Below are 19628 nucleotides of genomic sequence, written 5' to 3'. Positions count from 1 at the left end.
GCGACTGCCCGCGCCGATCGACGGCGTGACCACGCGCACCGACGATGCCGAGCGCCTGACGGCCGATGCGCGGCGCGCGCGCGCGTTCGGTTTCGGCGGCAAGCTGTGCATCCACCCGGCGCAGGTTGCCGGCGTGAATGACGCGATGGGCTATTCGACAGACGAACAGGCGTGGGCGCGCCGCGTGATCGACGAAGCCGCGAAACACGGTGGGGCCGCGTTCAGCCTGGACGGCCGCATGGTCGATCTCCCGGTGATCCGCGCGGCCGAGGCGATCATCGCCGGCACGCGGAAATAATCGATCGCCGCGCGGCAGGATCCGCGACTTCGGGGGCCTGCCTCGCGAGCGACGCAACCGACACGACCGACGCAACCGTCGCGCCCCTCGTGCGGCTCACGTCGAACGCGGCAGCGGGCCAGTCATCCCGACAGGTAGCCAGTTATGGGAAAAAAATGGGCGGCGTCCGGCACTCGGACGCCGCCCATCGTTTTGAACCGCGTTCAGTCGCTTGGCGCCGGGAGACGCTTGCGCGCCCCCCCTCGCCGGTTTCCCTGTTAGCCTTCAACCGCCCACATGCGCGTCAACTCGGCGGCCTTCATCGCAGGGTTCAACTCGCGCAGCACGGCCAGCAGTTGCCGGGCCCGTTCGGCGCCCAGCACATCCTGGGTCAGGTCCATGAACTTCGCGTCCTGCTCGTGCTCGGGCATCGGATTCGTGTCGGTGCCGATCGGGTCGCCGACGAATACGTGCTCGCTGCGGCCATCCTTGAACGTCACCGTCACGTCGGCGACGAACTTGCCGGGATACTGCTGTTCCAGCTCGGGCGCCTCGGTGATGCGGATGCTGCGCGCGATCTCGATGACCGGCGCCATGTCCACCTTGCCGGCCAGGTAGTCGCGATGGACCGGATAGCCATTGCCGTGGCCCAGCAGCGTCAACGCCGCCTGGATCGGCAGGCTGAACTGCACGTGCTCGATGTTCTTCGGCGTATACGCGTTGGCGTTGGCCGTGCCGACGACGACGTTGAAGTGCGGCGTGATCTTCAGGTGGATGTCGGCGATCTCGTCGCGGCGCACCGCGAACGGCCGCAGCGCATCGATGTATGCATGCGTGCAGTAGCACGCGCAGTACGCCTTCAGCCACACCGTGCCGATCTCGAACGGCTGGTCGATCACGAAGCGCCGTTCGGCCGCGTCGCCGGCGGGCCGTTGCAGCAACGTGCGGAAGAAGCCCTTGTTGCCGCTCAGGAACGCGCGCGGGCCCGTGATGCCGGCGCGGGCCATGTCGGCCGCCGCCATCCCGTTGCGCGTGCCGATGCCCGCATGGATCCGCTTGATCGAGCCGCCGGTGGACGTGTACTCCGTCGTGCCCGACACATGGCTCAGTGCAATCGCGAGCGCGTGCAGCGTGGTTTCGGCGTCGAAGCCGCGCAGCTTGGCCGCCACGGCCGCCGCGCCGAAATTCGACAGCGTGGCATGCGGGTGGAAGCCGCGCTGCAACAGGTCGGGGGCAGCCAGCTTGCCGATGCGCGCGTACACCTCATAACCGGCTACCATCGCGACGATGATGTCCTCGAGCGACGAACCCAGTTCCTCGCCGATCGCGAGCGCAGCCGGAATCACGCAGCTGCCAGGGTGGCTGTAGCTGGGGCCGTGCGCGTCGTCGTACTCGAAGCCGTGGCCGTACGAGCCGTTGACGAACGCGGCGTCCGCCGCGCTCATCGTCAGCGCCGATGCGCTCACGCGGCTGTTGCCCGGGCGCTGCTGGGCCTTCGCGTAGTCGAGCAGCTGCACCGACCACGGCAGCTTCGAAATGCCGACCTGCAACGCGATCTGGTCGCGCATCAGCCGGTTGAGGCCGGCGTGCGCGTGCGCATCGAGATGCTCGTATTTCAGTTCCTGGATGAAGCGCACCACCGCTTGTTCCAGCGGCGGGCAGTTGTCCGGCGCAACGGGCCGGGGCTCTCGGGTGATGCTCATGAATGGTTCCTCGATATTCGAAATGGGGATGGCCCGGCACCTGTCCGGGCATCAGGTGCTCGTTTCTTCCACCGGGTCAGAACAGGAACGCGCCCTTGCCGCCCGACTGCGCATCGAACATCCGGTACGCTTCGTCGGCCTGGTCGAGCTTCCAGTAGTCGGTGAACAGCTTGTCGATGTCCACGCCGTGATCCGCGACGAAATGGATGCACTGCTTCATGCCGACTTCGGAGAACGTGTACGACCCGATGATGGTGCGCTGCTTGCCGATCACGTCCTTCATGCCGTCGACGTTGAGGTTGCCGCCCACGGCCACCAGCGCGATGCGGCCCCACGGGCGCGTGCTGCGCACGGCCTGCTGACGCGCCACTTCGCCGCCCGCGCAGTCCATCGAGCAGGTCACGCCCAGGCCGCCGGTGAGCTTCTGGATTTCTTCGATCGGGTCCTGCTTGCTGCCGTCGATCACGTGGGTCGCGCCGAATTCCTTCGCACGGGCAACGCGATCGGCCGCGATGTCCACCCCGATGACTTCCACGCCCATCGCCGCGGCCAGTTGCACGGCCGACAGCCCGACCGGGCCCAGCCCGAACACCGCGAGCGTGTCGCGCGCGCTGATGTCGAGGCGCAGCAGCGCGCCCCAGGCCGTCCCGGTGCCGCACGAAATGGCCGCGCCGGCGGCGAACGATACTTCGTCGGGCAGTTGGACCAGCGACGTCGCCGGCACCTTCATGTAGTGCGCGTGGCCGCCATGCTTGATCACGCCGTGGATGTCCGCACCGTGGCTGCACATCTGCGTCCAGCCGGTGCGGCAGTGGTCGCAGTGCAGGCAGCCCTCGTAGTGGAACACCGCGACGCGATCGCCGATCTTGAACGCACGCGGATCGACGCCCGCGCCCACCGCGACGATCTGGCCGCACGGCTCATGGCCGCCGATGACGGGCGTGTCTTCCGACATGCCGCGCGACGCGAGATCCTTGAAACCCAGCGAGCGGATCACGTCGGCCGGCTTGTTGCGATAGAAATGCAGGTCGCTGCCGCACATGCCGGAGGCCTTCATCTCGATCACGGCCTCGCCGGGGCCGGGCGCCGGATCCTCGAAATCCAGAATCTCCAGCTTCCGTTCGCCTCTGAACACGACGCCTTTCATGTCCTTGTCTCCTGATTGTTGTGCAACGGGTGCGAGCGCGTGCGGGCCGGCTCAGCCCAGGTTGATGTAGGTCGCCTTCGGGTACAGGAAGCTCTCGACGTGTTCCTTGCCGCCCTTCCATCCGTAGCCGCTCATCTTCGTGCCGCCGAAGCCCACGGCCGGATCGATCACGCCGTAGCAATTGACCCAGACCGTGCCCGAGCGAATGCCTTGCGACACCGTGTGCGCGGTCGACAGGCTGCTCGTCCACACGCCGCCGGCCAGGCCGTACGGCGTGTCGTTCGCCAGCTTCAGCGCTTCTTCCGTCGTGTCGAACGGGATCACCGACGCGACGGGCCCGAAGATTTCCTCCTGCGCGATGGTCATGTCGTTGCGCACGTCGGCGAACACCGTCGGCTCGACGAAGTAGCCGCGCGCGAGATCGCCGCCCGGGCGCTTGCCGCCGTGTACGAGACGGGCTTCCTTGCCGCCGATGTCGACGTAGTGCATCACGCGCTCGAGCTGGCGCTGCGAAATCAGCGGGCCGATCTGCGTATCGGGCGCGAGACCGTCGCCGATCCGGATCGTCTTCGCGAACGCGGCGATGCGCTGCACGAATTCGTCGTGGATCGCACGCTGCACGAAGATCCGCGTGCCGGCCACGCACACCTGGCCGGTATTGGTGAACACGCCCATCGCCGCACCGGGCACGGCCTTGTCGAGATCGGCATCGGCGAACACGATGTCGGGCGACTTGCCGCCGAGTTCGAGCTGCAGGCGCTTCAGGTTGCCGGCCGACGCGCGCACGATCGCCTGCGCGGTGCCCACCGAGCCCGTGAAGGCGACCCGGTCGACGTCCGGATGCTCGGCCAGCGCCTGGCCGACGTCCTTCCCATAGCCGGTCACCACGTTGATCACGCCCTCGGGCACGCCGGCTTCCATCATCAGCTCGGACACGCGCAGCGACGACAGCGACGCATCCTCGGCCGGCTTGAGCACGGCCGTGCAACCGGTGGCCAGCGCGGGGCCGTAGATCCACCACAGCCCCATCAGCGGGCCGTTCCACGGAATGATCCCGCCGACCACGCCCACCGGCATCAGGTGCTTGAGCGCGGTGAAGCCGGGCGCGATCGACATCGGCGCGGCCTGCACCGTGCCGGCGCCGGTTTGCGACGCGTAGAACTGCAGCAGTTGCGACAGCCATTCCTTGTAGCCGCGCGTGCGGGCGAGCGGCGCGCCCATGTCGAGCGTCTCGATCAGCGCGAGCTCGTCGAAGTGGTCGAGAATGACGTCGTGCACGCGCAGCAGCAACTTGCGCCGCTCGTGCGGCGTGAAGCGGCTCCACGGCCCCTCGAATGCGCGGCGCGCGGCCGCGACGGCGCGATCCACGTCCTGCGTGCCGCCCTTCGCGATGTGGCACAGCACTTCACCGGTGGCCGGATTGATTGCCTCGATATGCTCGCCGCTCGCCGGCTCGACCCATTGGCCGCCGATCAGCAGTTTCTTGTTGCCGTCGATGAAGCCCGGAATGTTTACGCTCACTGGCGTCTCCTTTGAATTCGTTCTGTTCTGAACTGATGGGTGAAAGTCACTTGCGCGGCATGACCGACCTGGTCTGCGTGTACGCGTCGATCGACTCCTGACCGAACTCGCCGTCGTATTGCATGCGTGGCCCGGAATCGTGCTGGTGTGACGGCGCTCATGCACCGCGCCCGTCGGAGGAAGAAATCCATGTTGAAGCGCAACGCGCGGAGCAAGGCGAGCGCGCGTCGTCGTATTGCTTTACCTAACAAACAGTAGTTATTCTATTTTCCCGGACCGGATTTCCCATCAGGGAATCCCCCTAGCCCGCACGTTGCACTGCACGAAATTTTCGAAGGATGGAACGCTTCGAACACGGGCATTGCGAACGGCGACGCACGCGCGACTAAATGACCCGGGCACACGCACGACGCCCTGCGATCGCATCGCGCCTCACCGCTTCTCCCACTGGACTACCGCACCATGCCTGACACCCTCATCCAGCAGCTCGCGGACTTCACCGCCGGCACCCGTTACGATCAGCTCCCTGCTCCCGTCGTCGATGCGTGCAAGCGCATCCTGCTCGACTCGATCGGTTGCGCGGTCGCCGCCGTCGACGAACCGAAGGGGCGCATCGGCATCGACTATGCGCGACTGACGGGCGGCCACGGCGACGCGACCATCATCGGCACCGGCGAGCGCGTGTCGATGTTCGGCGCGGCTTTCGCGAACGGCGAACTCATCAATGCGCTCGACATGGACGCCGTGGTGCCGCCCGGCCACGTCACGCCGTACGTGCTGCCTGGTGCGCTCGCCGTCGCCGAGACGTCGCATGCGAGCGGCAGAGCGCTGATCGAGGCGATGGCGCTGTCGCACGAAATGTCGTATCGCATCGGCAAGGCGATGGATTACCTGCGCGATACGCGGGACGGCAAGGTCGCGCCGCCGCCCGTGTACGGCTACAGCAGCACCGTGTTCGGTGCGACCGCCGCGATCGTCAGGCTGAAGGCGCTACCGCCCGGCGTACTGCCGAACGCGCTCGGCATCGCCGGCAGCATCGCGCCGGTGAATTCGCAGGTCGCGTGGTTTCAGCACGCGCCGAGCTCGACGATCAAGTACCTGCTTGCGGGCGCGCTCACGCAGGCGGCGATGACGGCCGCGCACATGGCCGAACTCGGCCATCGCGGCGACACGCAGATCCTCGACGATCGCGAATACGGCTTCCCGCGCTTCATCGGCACGCAACGCTGGGAGCCGCAGCACATCACCGACGCGCTGGGTACCGACTGGCGCTTTCCGTCCGAACAGGCGTTCAAGCCCTACCCGCATTGCCGCATTCTTCACGCGCTGCTCGACGGCCTCACCGACATCGTCGAAACCAACGACATCGCGCCGCACGAAATCACCGGCATCAAGGCGTGGGTCGAGGGTTTCGTCGAGCAGCCCGTGTGGCTCAACCGGAACATCGAACACGTTCACGACGCGCAGTTCAGCATCGCGCACGGCCTCGCGCTCGGCGCGCATCGCCCGCCGCCCGGCAAGGCCTGGCAGGACCCGGCGCTCGTCTTCGGGCCGTCCGTGATGGCGCTGATGGACAAGGTCACGCACGAAGTGCATCCGAACTACGTCGAATTGCTGTCCGGCCACGCCGCCAGCCGGCCGGCGAAGCTCGAAGTGTCCGCGCGCGGCCAGACGTTCGTCGACGAGCGGCGTTACCCGAAGGGCAGCCCGTCGCCGGACCCGGCAAGCCTGATGACCGACGACGAACTGATCGCGAAATTCCGCTGCAACGTCGAGGACGTGCTGCCTGCCGGCCGGATCGACGACGTGATCGATGCGGTCTTCACGCTCGAACGCGCGGACGACGTGGCTTCGATCATGCGCCTGCTCGACCCCGATTCCGCCCGGGCCGGCTCGCGGGCACGATCGGCGGGCTGAGCGTGCCGCCGTTGCCGTTTCGGCACGGCTGAAACCACGCATCGTGTCGCGGCGACGTACCGCGGCACGAATACACATTCCTCAAGGAGACAATTCGCACCCGCATCGAATCCGGACTTGAAACGCGCAGTGCGCCCTTCGCATCGGACGCTTCGATGCACGCATCGCCTCGTCCGGATCGATCGACGTCTTTCGCTCGTCGCTGACGCAACACGCCGCCTCCTTCATCAACGCCGCGCACACGGTGCGTGTCGTGCCCAAACGCGTCCGTACGATCCGCGCATGAAATATCCGGCAACACATTTCCAGGCCGGATTCATGCCGCGGATCCCATCGATAAAAAATCCGTCAGAACGCGTCGTTCCGCTCGACGAAATGTGACAACGCGTCATCTCCACCGGCTGCACGCGAATGACATCGATCCCATCCCCGCCGCCGCCATCGATGCCGGGGAAAATTACTACGCATGACGAATGATATTCCGGATTTTTCCGTCCTGATCGCCATTGAAGTACGGAACGTGCCGATTCGCGCAGTCGGGCAGGCACGCATCCGATGCGGGTTAGACCCAATGGAGATTCAATCCTCTGACCTTCACTCTACCGAACGTTAGATTGAAGGCGACGGGATGACGGCCATCGTCGCCGGAGGATTTCACCGTCATTCGCTGCCACACCGAGTTCACCAGAAGCGATTCCTTTCAAGACCATTATTAGATTCGGATAACGAAATGAATGTTCGCCCCTTGCCCGGCTTCTTCAAGAAGAAAACGATCCTCGTGCTTGGCGTCTCGATCCTGCCGGCCTGGACCTGGGCGCAAAGCAGCGTCACGCTGTACGGCACGCTGGATACGGGCTTCCTGTACACCAGCAAGACGCGCAATGCGGCGACCGGCGGCAACAGCGGCAAGCAGTTCGGGCTGATCAACGGCGGGCTGGAACCGTCCAATTTCGGCCTGCTCGGGCAGGAAGACCTCGGCGGCGGGATGAAGGTCACGTTCAAGCTGGAAAACGGCTTCAGCGTGGCCAACGGCGGCAACGACAACAGCAACGGCAACTTCTTCGGGCGGCAGGCATGGCTCGCGCTCAGCGGCCGCTACGGCGAACTGAAGGCCGGCGTGCAGTATTCGCCGTTCGTGCTGGCGATCTACGAATCCGATCCGCGCAACGCCGGACAGTTCGGCACCGCGTTCTCGGTCTATGCCGACCAGACCTTCGTGGGCACGTTCAATCCCAACGCGATCACCTATACGAGCCCGCAGATCGCCGGCTTTTCCGCGCGCGCAATGTATGCGCCCGGCGGCGTCGCCGGCGACATTCGCGCGGGGCAGCAGTATTCGGTCGCCCTGCGCTACGCGTATCGCGGCCTCGTCATCAACGCGGCGATGTACGACTCGAGTTCGGGGAACAGCACGGCGACGCTCACGGCGTTCCAGCAGCCGTTCTTCGGGCGCATGATCGGCGCGGGCTACACCTTCGGCCCGGTCACGGTGAAGGGGTCGTTCACCAGCTTCAAGGTGCCCACGACGATCGTCGGCGGCGCCGTGAACGGCGGCACCAACAACGTGTGGAATCTCGGCTTCGATTACTACCCGGTTCCGCAGCTCGATATCAACTCGGGCGTGTGGTACTTCCGCGACCCGCATAACTCGGACAATCGCTCGATCATGGGCGCACTGACGACCCGGTATTTCCTGTCGAAAGCGACGTCGCTGTACTGGGAGATCGGCGCGGCCAACAACCGCGGCACCGAGAAAACCGGGCTGTCGATCGACAACGCGCTGTACGGCACGCGGGGCACGACCATCGGCACCATCGTCGGGATCAACAAGAAGTTCTGATCACGCGCAATTCGACCGGAGTACGGAACGTTTCATCGATCCCGATTGACCCGGCTGCATGCCGCCGCGACCTTATGCCTGTACGGGTCGATTTCAGCGCGGCGCGGCAGCGCAACGCGGGAAGCAACGGATCATGAATACTTCGATGAAGACGGGAACACACGCGGCTTGCCTGACCGGTACGCCGCGTACGTGGCAAACCAGGGACGGGATTGAACTGGCGGGCAGTGCATGGGGCGACCCCACTGGCACGCCCGTCATCCTGCTGCACGGCAGCGGGCAGACGCGCCATGCGTGGGCCGGCATGGCCCGATCGCTCGGTGACGCGGGCTTTCATGCGATCGCCTTCGATGCGCGCGGCCACGGGGATTCGGGCTGGTCGCCGACCGCCAACTACAGCCAGGGCGCGATGATCCGCGATCTCGAGCGCGTGGTCGCCACGCTCGACGGCCGGCGGCCGATCCTGGTCGGCGCCGGGCTGGGCGGCGGCACGGCCCTGCTCGCCGTCGGCGAAGGGTATCTCGACGCGCAGGCGCTCGTGCTCGTCAACATCACGCCGCACATCGAACCCGACGGCGCGTCACGCCTGCATTCGTTCATGCGGCAGCCCGCGGAAGGGTTCGGGTCGCCCGACGAGGCGGCCGACGCGATCCGTCGCTATCGTTCGCTGCCGGCGCATGCGCTGTCGCAGGAAAGCGTGACCCGCAGCCTGCGCTACGACGACGGCAAATACCGGTGGCATTGGGATCCGCTCTTTCTTGCGTGGCCGCGCGACCTGACGCGCCGCCATGCACGCTTTTCGGCGAGCGCGCGCCGCCTGAAGCTGCCGACCCTGCTCGTGCGCGGCGAAGCGTCGGAGATCGTCAGCGAGAACGGCGTGCGCGAATTCCTGAAGCTGTGCCCACACGCCGACTATGCGGACGTGCAGGACGCCGGCCACACGGTGACAGGAGAACACTACGACCTGTTCGCCCAGGCCGTGCTGCGCTTTCTCGCACGCCAGGCGGCGCACGATCCGGCGATGCCGCTGCACGCGGCCGCCTGACGCGGCGGCCGCACGGTGTCGCAGGGCCGGCCGCTAGCGGTGGTGCGAGGTCAGGACGCAGCGAGTTCCGTCTTGCGGCTGCCGCGCCGCGTTTTCGCGGCGGGTGCTTTTGCGGCAGGAGCCTTCGCGGCCGGCTGCACGCCTTCGAAGAACATCGTGACGAGCTGGTCCGCGACGTGGTCGAGCGACCCTTTCTTCGGATCGAACCAGGTCTGGACCGAGTTGATGCAGCCGAGCACGAAGACGCGGCACAGCGCATCGTCGACGTCTTCACGCAGCCACCCTTCGGCGCGCAGGTCGTCGAACACCGCGGTCCAGAGCTGCTGATGCCGCTCGCGCCGCTTGACCTGGCGCTCCCGCACCTTGTCGGGAAGCTGGGTCAGGAGCCGGCTGTGCGCGAGCGCGTAGTCGCCGAACTTGATCAGCGCGCTCATCTGCCCGATCAGCGCCGCCTTGAAGCGCGCGTCGGCCGTCGCACCGGGCGGCAGCGCTGCGAAGTGCTCGTTGATGTGCTGCACGATGCTCTCCGCACCGTGCTCCATCACGACGTCGACCAGCTCCTCCTTCGACGAGAAGTGATAGTAGATGCTGGCCGCCTCGATCCCCGCCTGATCCGCGATGAAACGCATCGTCGTCGCCGCATAGCCCTGCGTCGCAAAGGAACGCGCGGCGAGCCGCAACAAGGTTTCCCGCGTATCCGCGCTGGGATTTACATTTTTCTTACGCACGTTCGTGTATCAGCCGTCTGTTATCAAGCATCAAGATGAATGAGGAAGCCGCGCGCCGCATCGGCGCAGCCGGGCCCGGCGGCAGCGCGCGCCGTTTCCCCGCGATACTGCCTGATCCTCTTGCCCACCGCCATCCGGTACAAAACTAATGTTCGAGAGGGTAGCCCAATTTCACCAGGCGGGCCAGCGCATCGGGTTGCCGCCGGCCGGCTTGCCGGGCGCACGTCATCATCGTCACGATTGCCTGAATCTCCTGATTCCAGCGGAAACGCTCGACGTCGTGCGCGCCGTCACCGTCGACACGCGCGCCGCGCGGCATGCCGCGCGCGGCGTCACTGTACGGAACGGCGCACGTCCGCACGTTGACACTCGCGTCCGCACCGGCGAAGTTTGAAGCATCGTCGGGCTGCCCGATCCGCCCGCCCATCCCCTTCAGCCGACCCTCGTCACGCCCATGCATCCATCGACCACCCCGTTCACCCCCGCCCCGACGAATTCCGGCAGCCGGCTTCCCGGCACCCCCGATCCGATGCACCTGTGGCAAGGCGCGGACGGCGTGCGGCTCGCCGGCGATACGTGGGGGCACCCGGACGCGCCGCCGGTCGTGCTGCTGCACGGGGGCGGCCAGACGCGTCATGCGTGGGGCGGCACCGGCGAACGGCTGGCCGACGCCGGCTACTTCGCGCTCGCCTACGACGCGCGCGGACACGGCGACTCGGACTGGAGCGCCGACGGCGACTACGACCAGGATGCATTCGTCCGCGATCTGCGCCAGATCGTCGCCACGCTCGGCGGGCGTCGCCCCGCGCTGATCGGCGCATCGCTGGGTGGCGGCACGGGCCTCGTCGCGATCGGCGAGCATCAGGTCGACGCGCGCGCGCTGATCCTCGTCGACATCGTGCCGTACACCGAGCCGACCGGCGTCGCACGCATCCGCACCTTCATGGCGCAGAACGCCGACGGCTTCGGCTCGCTCGACGAAGTCGCCGATGCGATCGGCCGCTACCGCTCGAACCGCACGCGCCCGGGCAATCCGGCCGGCCTGTCGAAGAACGTCCGGCTCGGCGACGACGGCCGCTATCACTGGCACTGGGACCCGCAATTCCTGGCCCGCACGATCGACCTGCCGTCGCGTCACACCCGCTTCTCGGCCTGCGCACGCAACCTGACGCTGCCCACGCTGCTGGTGCGCGGCGGCAGTTCGGACGTGGTCAGCGAAGCAGGCGTGCGCGAGTTTCTCGAACTCTGCCCGCACGCGGAATACGTGAACGTCGCCGCCGCGGGCCACATGGTCGCCGGCGATCGCAACGACGTGTTCGGTGAAGCCGCCGAGGCGTTCCTGATGCGTCACGTCAACGCCGCTTGAGTTCCGGCCGATGCGGCACGCACCGTATCGGCCATGCGCGTCAGTTCAGATCGGCGGCGTCTCGGGCGACGTCGAGAAATGATGCTGGCGGATCTTCCATTCACCCGCCTGCGACGCGATCACGAGCGTCGTGCGCAACCGCGAACGCGACGTGTTGCCGTCGCCGAGCACGAACGCGAATTCGCCGTACCCTTGCGCGAGAAAGCAGTCGTCGCCGAACCGGATGAAGTGTTGCTCCACCAGTTCCAGCGTCGCCGACCGGATCACGCCGACGTACGACGCGAAGTACGCGTGAATCGCGTCAGGCCCGGTCGAGTGCCCGGGCCGGCCGCCGAAGAACAACGCGTCGGCCGTATAGACGCCGGCCAGCGCGTCCGGATTCCAGTTTTGCGCAGCCGCGTTCCACGCGGCCTGCACGATCGCCAGCGCGGGGCCGGGAACGTCGTTCACTCCAACCATCGTCCACTTCTCCTTGTATCGGAAACGCCGAATACGTCAAAGTAACTACCATTAGTTAGATGATTGCGCGCCATCGCGCATGCTGCCGGTGCGCGACCTCATGACATGCGCATCAAGGCTCGCAGTCGATATCGCTCAGGATCACGGACAGCGTTTCCGCCGCCGTCTTCAGTTCGGGCGCGACGCGCTGGCGGATCGCCGCCATGTCCGGCTCCAGTTCCACCGCGCCGCAATTCAGCGCCATCAGCGTGCGGGTCCGGCCGACCACGATCGGCACCGCGACGCCATACGCATTGCGCTGATATTCGCCCACCGACATGCAGACGCCCGTCTGCCGCAGATCCTCGAACGCCGCCTCGAGGTTCTCGCGCACCGTGCCCGCATCGTCGCCGGCCGCTTCGAGCAGCGCGGCGATCAGCGGCTCGCGCATCGCGTCCGGCAGCGCGTACAGATACGCGCGCCCGACCGCGGTCGACGCCATCGGCAGCAGCGACCCGACGCCCAGGCGCAGCGTGGCGATCCGGGCGCTCGCGCGCCACGCGATGTAGACCATGTCGAGCCGATGCGGGACGGCCAGCGCAACCGACAGGTTCAGCTTGTCGGCGAGCTTCTGCATCACCGGCGTGACGAGGCGCGTGACGGGATTCGCTTCGAGATACGCGTGGCCGATGCTCAATGCACCGGCGCTGAGTTCGAACTGGCGCCCGCCGCCCACCCGGCGCAGATAGCCGATCGAGATCAGCGTCGTCGTCAGGCGGGACACCGTGGCTTTCGGCAGTCCGGTGCGCCGCACCAGCTCCGCGTTGGACAACGGCGCGCGGGCCGCGCGAAAGGCGTGGAGCACTTCGAGCCCGCGTTCGACGGTCAGCGTGACGCCTTGTTGCTTGTCGGTCGTGTTCATGTTCGCTTCAGTCGATCACGACCGCCTGCTCCTGCAAGTGCTGCGCGGCCGCCACGAGCCGCGGCCCGAGTTCCCGTTCGACCCGCGCGCGCCCCAGCCGCGCGCTGCGGCCGATGCAGGCCAGCACGAGCGGCGTGTGATCCTGGACGACCAGCGGCACGGCGAGAATCGTGAGATCCGGCTCCCATTCGCCGAGCGACATGCAGTAGCCGACGTTGTGCACCTGGGAAATGCCCTCGCTGATGCGGCGGCGCAGGTTGGGCCAGTCGCGCCCCGTCTTGCGTTCGATGTTGCCGAGCAGGTAGAAGCGCTCGAGTTCCGGCAATGCCGCCAGCAGCGCCCAGCCCATCGGCGACGATGCGATGCGCAGCCGCGTGCCCGCGTGCAGCTTCAGATCGACCGACGCCGGCTTGCCCGCGCACGTTTCCAGCACGATCACGTCGAGACGGTCGCGCGTGCCGAGCATCACATAGGTTTCGTTCGCGTTCGCAAACGCCTGCATTTCGAGGCGGGCCAGCAGTTGAACGTTGGAATGCGCGATCGCGGCATAGCCGAGCGACAGCACGGGGGCTGCCAGCCGGTACTTGCGACGCTGCGACGAATAGTGAAGGTAGCCGAGCGCGACGAGCGAGCGCACCATTCGCGACACCGTCGGCGCCGGAATGCCCGTTTCGCTCACGAGTTCCTGATTGCCGAGCCACGGCGCATGCGGCGAAAACGCGGCCAGTATCGCCAGGCTGCGCGCGAGCGGCACGACCATCGCGCGGGACGCGTGCCCGCCGTCCTGGCTCTCACCGTCTCCGATCGACGCGTCGTGCCAATTCGCGTCTTCCTGCGCTGACATGCGCGGCGCTGCCCGGGTTGCCTGCGGCGACATCGATTGCTCCGTTTGTCTCGATTCGGCTCTGAAAGCGGCCATGAACTGCGTGAACCGGTTGCTCGCAACGTGCGGCCATCCGATGTCTTGCATTACACGAGCCAACCGGAATCGAGTCAAAGTGTAGCGACGATATGTTCCGTACTTTGGAATGTCGGCTGAAATGATGATAGCGGGCTTCGGGCACAGGATCGGGCTTGGGCGACCTGTTCGAGACGGAACGCAAGCGCCGGGAGCGATCGAAGTACGGAACATGGCACCGATTCCGTCGGTGTCGGCGATCGATCGACGCCGTTGCGCGTTACGCGGCTGGTTGAGCCCGCCCGCGCGATCGCCCGCGAACGATGCGTACCGGACGTCCAGTCAATCGATCGCCGCCGCGGCCGGCTCGCGCGACAGGACGCGGTACGCGTGCGAATGATGAAGTCGACGCGGACCGGCGCGGCGTTCGCCCCCGGTCGCGATCTGCATACGCGCCGCCGCTCAGGCCGCAGCCTGTTCGCGCCGATCGGCGGGACGCCAGCCGAGTGCCGGTGCGATGCGCGTCATGACATCGTCGAGAATCTGCAGATAATTCTCGAACGGCAGGTTGTAGGGCAGTTCGACGCGCAGTTCCCGCACCTGTCCGACCACCGGATCGGCCAGCAGCCGCTCCAGGATTTCATCCGACGTGCCGACGAGATCCGGCGCGTACAGCGTGCGTCGCTCACCCTGTGGCGCCAGCGTGCGGGCATGACGCGCGTCCGCAAACGCGCGATAGCGTTCGCGCTCTTTCGCGCTCGCGCCGTCGGTCGGGACGATCACGCGCCCCAGCGAGATGCGCGGCGCGTGGGCTTCGTGCCAATGGTCGCGATACAACGCCAGTTGCCGCAACTGCGCGTCGAGATAGCTGTCGGTGCCCTCGCCCGTGGTCACGTTGGCGATCAGCAGGTTGAAGCCGTTCCGGGCGGCCCATTCGGCCGACCGCGTAGACCCCGCGCCGTACCAGAGCCGCCCCGTCAAGCCGGGCGCAAAGGGGCTCACGCGCGGCCGGACCTTGCCTGCGGCGGATTCCACGAACGTGTCTTCGTCACCGAGCCAGTCGCCGGCGAGATTGCGGCGCAGCCGGGCCAGGCGCGCATGCGAGAAATCGACCAGTTCCGGATCGGTGTCGAACAGGCGTTCGCCCAGCAGCGCCCCGTGAATCGGCGCACCTGCGCTGAGTCCGACGTTGAGGCGCCCGCGCGACAGCACGTCGACGGTGGCGAGATCCTCGGCCAGACGGAACGGATTCTCGTATCCCATCTGGATGACCGCCGTGCCCAATCCGATCCGCGTCGTGCGCTGGCTCGCCGCCGCGAGAAACGTGGTGGCCGACGAGACGGCGCGCTCGAGATGGCGTTGCCTTATCCAGGCACCGTCGTAGCCGAGCGCCTCGCCCGCGTGGAACAGGTCGAGCGCCCGCTCGAATCCCTCCGCTGCGTCTTCGCCGGGGTAATTTCCCGTTGTCAGGAAGGCAATTTGATCAATGCGTACGTTGCTCACTTTCTTGTCCTTCGTCATTGGCCCGGGTTGTCATGAAGAAGCGTCGAGAAGCGTCGGATGGGCAGCCATTTCAGATGCGTTTTCGATTATGGAGAACGTGCGACTGCCGCGTTTCGGTCATTTCTCATATCGATATGACGCGCATATCGAAACGAATAGCAAGCGCACAGATAACGCAATACGCGATTGATGCGGAACAGTTCGACGGGCACTCGAACCGGATCACGGAGAGGAGGTGACGGAGCGGAAACGTGCGGCGGAGAGGTTCGGCGCGGTGGGCACGCCATCGAGAAAGCGACCGGTCGACCTGACGGCGAGTGCTGCATGTCAGGATCGACCCGTTGACGCTAGAGCAGGATTTTTAGAATGTTGACGGCGCGAGTGGTAACAGCTCCGCGCGGGAGCCGTTACCAACCGGCTTTTGGGAAAAAAGCCGAACAACGCGCACCGCACAACTCGCTACGTGCCGGCACGCCTCCCTGCCTTTCAGGTATGCCGCGATCATCCGTGCGTCACTGCACGGCACCCTAGCACGCGATCAGTCGCAATCACCGTGCAGTCGGCACACTTCAGTCCGCTCCCTTCAGCTCGATCAGCAGATCCTTCGCCGCAACCCGCTCACCGGGCTTCACGTGCACGGCCGCGATTTCGCAGTCGCGCTCCGCCGCGATGTGCGTTTCCATCTTCATCGCCTCGAGCGCGATCAGCGTCGTGCCGGCCGTCACGCGCTGCCCCGGCTGCACGGCCACCGTCACCACCGAGCCCGGCATCGGCGCGGCAATGTGCAGCTGATTGGCCGGATCGGCACGCTGCAGCCCATGCCGCTCCTTGCCCGCGTGAACGACGGTCTTCTGCTCGACGAGCGCCGAGCGCGACTGGCCGTTCAGCTCGAACTGCACCTTCACGATGCCGTCCTGCGCATCCGCGTGCTGGCCCTGCAGCGACACCAGCAGCGTCTTGCCCGGCGAGATGTCGATCGCCACCTCCTCCTGCGGCTGCAGCCCGTACAGGAACGCCGGCGTCGGCACCACGGACGTGTCGCTGTACGCGCGAACGTGCGCGTAGTAGTCGATCGTCTGCTTCGGATACATCAGGTACGACGCCAGTTGCCGATCGTCGAGCGGCTGCTCGCAGGCGGCCTCGGCCTGCACGCGCGCCGCGTCGAGATCGACCGGCGGAATCTGGTCGCCCGGGCGATACGGCGCCGGCGGCTCGCCCTTGAGCACCTTGCGCGACAGCGCCGCCGGGAAGCCGTCCGGCGGGAAGCCGAGCTCGCCCTTGAACAGCGACACGACCGACTCGGGGAACGCGATGTCCTTGTCCGGGTTGCGCACGTCGTCCACGCCGAGATCGTTCGCGACCATCATCAGCGCGAGGTCGCCGACCACCTTCGACGTCGGCGTGACCTTCACGATGTCGCCGAACAGCCGGTTCACGTCAGCGTAGGCACGCGACACCTCGGTCCAGCGATGATCGATGCCGAGCGAGCGCGCCTGCTCGCGCAGGTTCGTGTACTGGCCGCCGGGCATCTCGTGGCGATAGACGTCGGCCGTGCCCGCGCGGATCTCCGATTCGAACGGCGCGTAGTAGCGGCGCACGCCTTCCCAGTACATCGATGCTTCGTGCAGGCGATCGGCATTGAGGCCCGGATCGCGCGCACCGCCGGCCAGCGCCGCCGCGATGCTCGACAGGTTCGGCTGCGACGTGAGCCCGCTCATCGCGTCGAGCGCGCCATCCACCGCGTCGCAGCCCGCTTCGACCGCCGCGAGCACCGACGCCGCGGCGATGCCGCTCGTGTCGTGCGTGTGGAAATGCACGGGCAGCCCGGTTTCTTCCTTCAGCGCCTTCACGAGCGTCGCGACGGCCTGCGGGCGGCAGATGCCGGCCATGTCCTTGATGCCGAGCACGTGCACGCCGGCTTGCTGCAGTTCGCGCGCGATGCCGACGTAGTACTTGAGGTCGTACTTCGAACGCGACGGGTCGAACAGGTCGCCGGTGTAGCAGATCGCGCCTTCGCACAGCATCCCGTTCTCGCCCACCGCGTCGATCGCCACGCGCATGTTGCGCACCCAGTTCAGCGAATCGAACACGCGGAACAAATCGACGCCCGCGCTCGCGGCCTGCTGCACGAAGAAGCGCACGACGTTGTCCGCGTAGTTCGTATAGCCTACCGCGTTCGAGCCGCGCAGCAGCATCTGGAACAGGATGTTCGGCACGCGTTCGCGCAGCAGCGCGAGCCGCTCCCACGGGTCTTCCTTCAGGAACCGCAGCGCGACGTCGAAGGTCGCGCCGCCCCAGCATTCGAGCGAGAACAGCTGCGACAGCTCGCGTGCGTAGAACGGCGCGATCGGCAGCATGTCGGCCGTGCGCATGCGCGTCGCGAACAGCGACTGGTGCGCATCGCGCATCGTCGTGTCGGTCAGCAGCACCTGCTTCTGGTCGAGCATCCACTGCGAGAACTTCTCCGGCCCAAGCTCGCGCAGACGATCGCGCGTGCCGACCGGGATCGCCGCCGTCGTATCGATCTTCGGCAGCACCGGCTTCTGCAGCGGCAGCGCCGGCAGCGTGCGGCCGCTCATCTCGGCGTTGCCGTTTACGTTCAACTCGCCGAGATAGCGCAGCAGCTTCGTCGCGCGGTCGCCGCGCTTCGCGAATTCGAGCAGTTCAGGTGTCCTGTCGATGAAGCGCGTCGTCACCTCGCCCGCGATGAAGGCCGGATGGTTGATCACGTTCTCGAGGAACTGCAGGTTCGACGTGACGCCGCGAATCCGGAACTCGCGCAGCGCGCGATCCATCCGGTGAATCGATTCGGCCGCGGTCGGCGCCCACGTCGTGACCTTCACGAGCAGCGAGTCGTAGTACGGCGTGATCACCGCGCCGCCGTACGCCGTGCCCGCATCGAGCCGCACGCCGAAGCCGGCCGCGCTGCGATAGGCGGTGAGCCGCCCGTAATCGGGCAGGAAGTCGTTCTCCGGATCCTCGGTCGTGATCCGGCATTGCAGCGCGTTGCCGTTCAGCGGAATCGCGTGCTGCTCCGGCACGCCGGCCGCGCGCGCGACGATCGTACCGTCGCCATCGGTTGCATCCTCCGCCAGCCCGATCCGCCCGCCTTCCGTGATGCGGATCTGCGCCTTCACGATGTCGATGCCGGTGATCATCTCGGTCACCGTGTGCTCGACCTGGATGCGCGGATTCACTTCGATGAAGTAGAACTGGCCGGTGTCGGCATCCATCAGGAACTCGACGGTGCCCGCATGCGTATAACCGACCGCACGCATCAGGCGCAGCGCGGACTCGCACAGCGCTTGCCGGCCGTCTCGATCGAGGTACGGCGCGGGCGCGCGTTCGACCACCTTCTGATTGCGCCGCTGCACCGTGCAGTCGCGCTCGTACAGGTGCACGACCGTGCCGTGCGTATCGCCGAGCACCTGCACCTCGACGTGGCGCGCATTGCGCACGAGCTTCTCGACATACACCTCGTCGTTGCCGAACGCGGCCAGCGCCTCGCGCCGCGCCACGGGCAGCAGCGTCTCGAGGTCGCGCTCGTTCTCGAGCACGCGCATCCCGCGCCCGCCGCCGCCCCAGCTCGCCTTCAGCATCAGCGGGTAGCCGACTTCGGCGGCCAGCGCCTTGCAGACGGCGAGATCGTCCGGCAGCGGTGCGGTCGCGGGCATCACCGGCACGCCGGCAGCGATCGCCGCGTTGCGCGCGGCCACCTTGTTGCCGAGCGTACGCATCACGTCGGGCGACGGGCCGATCCAGCGGATCCCCGCATCGATCACGGCCTGCGCGAACTCGGGGTTCTCGGACAGGAAGCCGTAGCCGGGGTGGATCGCATCGACGTTGGCCTGCCGTGCAACGCGCAGGATGTCGTCGATGTCGAGATACGCGGCAAGCGGCTTGCGGCCTTCGCCGATCAGGTAGCTCTCGTCCGCCTTGAAGCGATGCAGCGCCAGGCGGTCTTCCTTCGAATAGATCGCCACCGTGCGGATGTTCAGCTCGGCGGCGGCACGCATCACACGAATCGAGATTTCCGAGCGGTTCGCGATCAGGATGGACTGGATGGGAGTTGGAGTCACGGCAGCCATGAATCGTTGAAGGTTGAATGAAACCTGTCGACGCGATCCATCCGCCGCCAGATCAAGTTGCCGGTCGGTGCGCGGAGCGCGCCGGCGTTCGCTTTGCATCGGGCCCGCTTGCGGCCACCTGCATTGTTGCCACACTTTCCGGCAGCCGCAATCGGCATCGCGACGGCGAATGGTATTCAGACGACCGGTCGCGAGCCGGCGCGCGGGCGCGTGCGGCCCGTCGGCCGGCGCTCGG

General features: G+C 66.7%; 14 protein-coding genes and 1 pseudogene. 5 read left to right on the top strand and 10 right to left on the bottom strand.

All coding sequences use genetic code 11. The features are described from left to right. Nucleotides 1-298, top strand: a pseudogene (locus G3N99_RS16665) (CoA ester lyase); the annotation flags it as partial. A 257-nt stretch (nt 299-555) separates the two neighbouring features. Here G3N99_RS16665 and G3N99_RS16660 read toward each other — a convergent pair. The 3 genes from G3N99_RS16660 to G3N99_RS16650 form a co-directional block, all read right to left on the bottom strand. Next, nucleotides 556-1980, bottom strand: a complete 1425-nt coding sequence (locus tag G3N99_RS16660; protein WP_206122947.1) for an MmgE/PrpD family protein — start codon at nt 1978-1980, stop codon at nt 556-558. 76 nt (nt 1981-2056) lie between these two features. Next, on the bottom strand, nt 2057-3127 hold the full coding sequence (locus G3N99_RS16655) for a zinc-binding dehydrogenase (RefSeq protein WP_206122946.1): 1071 nt from the start codon (nt 3125-3127) through the stop codon (nt 2057-2059). Between the two features lie 51 nt (nt 3128-3178). Further along, nucleotides 3179-4648 (bottom strand): aldehyde dehydrogenase family protein, encoded by a 1470-nt coding sequence (locus G3N99_RS16650; protein ID WP_206122945.1) that lies wholly within the window; start codon nt 4646-4648, stop codon nt 3179-3181. A gap of 462 nt (nt 4649-5110) precedes the next feature. Here G3N99_RS16650 and G3N99_RS16645 point away from each other — a divergent pair, with 462 nt between their 5' ends. From G3N99_RS16645 to G3N99_RS16635, 3 genes are all read left to right on the top strand, one after another. Continuing rightward, a complete protein-coding gene (locus G3N99_RS16645) occupies nt 5111-6565 on the top strand; it encodes an MmgE/PrpD family protein (RefSeq protein WP_206122944.1) in 1455 nt (484 codons plus the stop codon). A 730-nt stretch (nt 6566-7295) separates the two neighbouring features. Beyond that, nucleotides 7296-8405, top strand: coding sequence for a porin (locus G3N99_RS16640; protein WP_206122943.1), 1110 nt, complete (start codon nt 7296-7298; stop codon nt 8403-8405). 133 nt (nt 8406-8538) lie between these two features. After that, nucleotides 8539-9450: an alpha/beta hydrolase gene (locus G3N99_RS16635; protein ID WP_206122942.1), complete on the top strand. Its 912-nt coding sequence runs from the start codon at nt 8539-8541 to the stop codon at nt 9448-9450. Nucleotides 9451-9500: 50 nt separating this feature from the next. Here G3N99_RS16635 and G3N99_RS16630 read toward each other — a convergent pair whose 3' ends face one another. Both G3N99_RS16630 and G3N99_RS16625 read right to left on the bottom strand, forming a co-directional pair. After that, nucleotides 9501-10133: a TetR/AcrR family transcriptional regulator gene (locus G3N99_RS16630; RefSeq protein ID WP_174938813.1), complete on the bottom strand. Its 633-nt coding sequence runs from the start codon at nt 10131-10133 to the stop codon at nt 9501-9503. Nucleotides 10134-10323: 190 nt separating this feature from the next. After that, the gene (locus G3N99_RS16625; RefSeq protein WP_174983605.1) at nt 10324-10605 is read right to left on the bottom strand and encodes a hypothetical protein; all 282 of its coding nucleotides are present in this window, start codon (nt 10603-10605) and stop codon (nt 10324-10326) included. Nucleotides 10606-10632: 27 nt separating this feature from the next. Here G3N99_RS16625 and G3N99_RS16620 point away from each other — a divergent pair, with 27 nt between their 5' ends. Beyond that, entirely contained in the window at nt 10633-11544 is a 912-nt protein-coding gene (locus tag G3N99_RS16620; protein ID WP_174938647.1) for an alpha/beta hydrolase, read from the top strand. Nucleotides 11545-11589: 45 nt separating this feature from the next. On the opposite strand, the gene G3N99_RS16615 is transcribed toward G3N99_RS16620, so the two are convergent. The 5 genes from G3N99_RS16615 to G3N99_RS16595 form a co-directional block, all read right to left on the bottom strand. Continuing rightward, nucleotides 11590-12003, bottom strand: a complete 414-nt coding sequence (locus tag G3N99_RS16615; protein ID WP_174933284.1) for an SgcJ/EcaC family oxidoreductase — start codon at nt 12001-12003, stop codon at nt 11590-11592. 112 nt (nt 12004-12115) lie between these two features. Further along, the gene (locus G3N99_RS16610) at nt 12116-12904 is read right to left on the bottom strand and encodes an IclR family transcriptional regulator (RefSeq protein ID WP_174933286.1); all 789 of its coding nucleotides are present in this window, start codon (nt 12902-12904) and stop codon (nt 12116-12118) included. 7 nt (nt 12905-12911) lie between these two features. Beyond that, nucleotides 12912-13748 carry a helix-turn-helix domain-containing protein gene (locus G3N99_RS16605; RefSeq protein WP_241011687.1) on the bottom strand — a complete coding sequence of 279 codons (837 nt, stop codon included), beginning with the start codon at nt 13746-13748 and terminating at the stop codon, nt 12912-12914. A gap of 516 nt (nt 13749-14264) precedes the next feature. After that, on the bottom strand, nt 14265-15323 hold the full coding sequence (locus tag G3N99_RS16600) for an LLM class flavin-dependent oxidoreductase (protein ID WP_174933288.1): 1059 nt from the start codon (nt 15321-15323) through the stop codon (nt 14265-14267). Between the two features lie 551 nt (nt 15324-15874). Beyond that, the gene (locus tag G3N99_RS16595; protein ID WP_206122940.1) at nt 15875-19393 is read right to left on the bottom strand and encodes a pyruvate carboxylase; all 3519 of its coding nucleotides are present in this window, start codon (nt 19391-19393) and stop codon (nt 15875-15877) included. Between the last annotated feature and the right edge of the window lie 235 nt (nt 19394-19628).

This window comes from Burkholderia sp. Ac-20392 (assembly GCF_017104585.1).
Taxonomy (GTDB): Bacteria; Pseudomonadota; Gammaproteobacteria; order Burkholderiales; family Burkholderiaceae; genus Burkholderia; species Burkholderia lata.
This window is presented reverse-complemented; position numbering and strand designations above follow the sequence as displayed.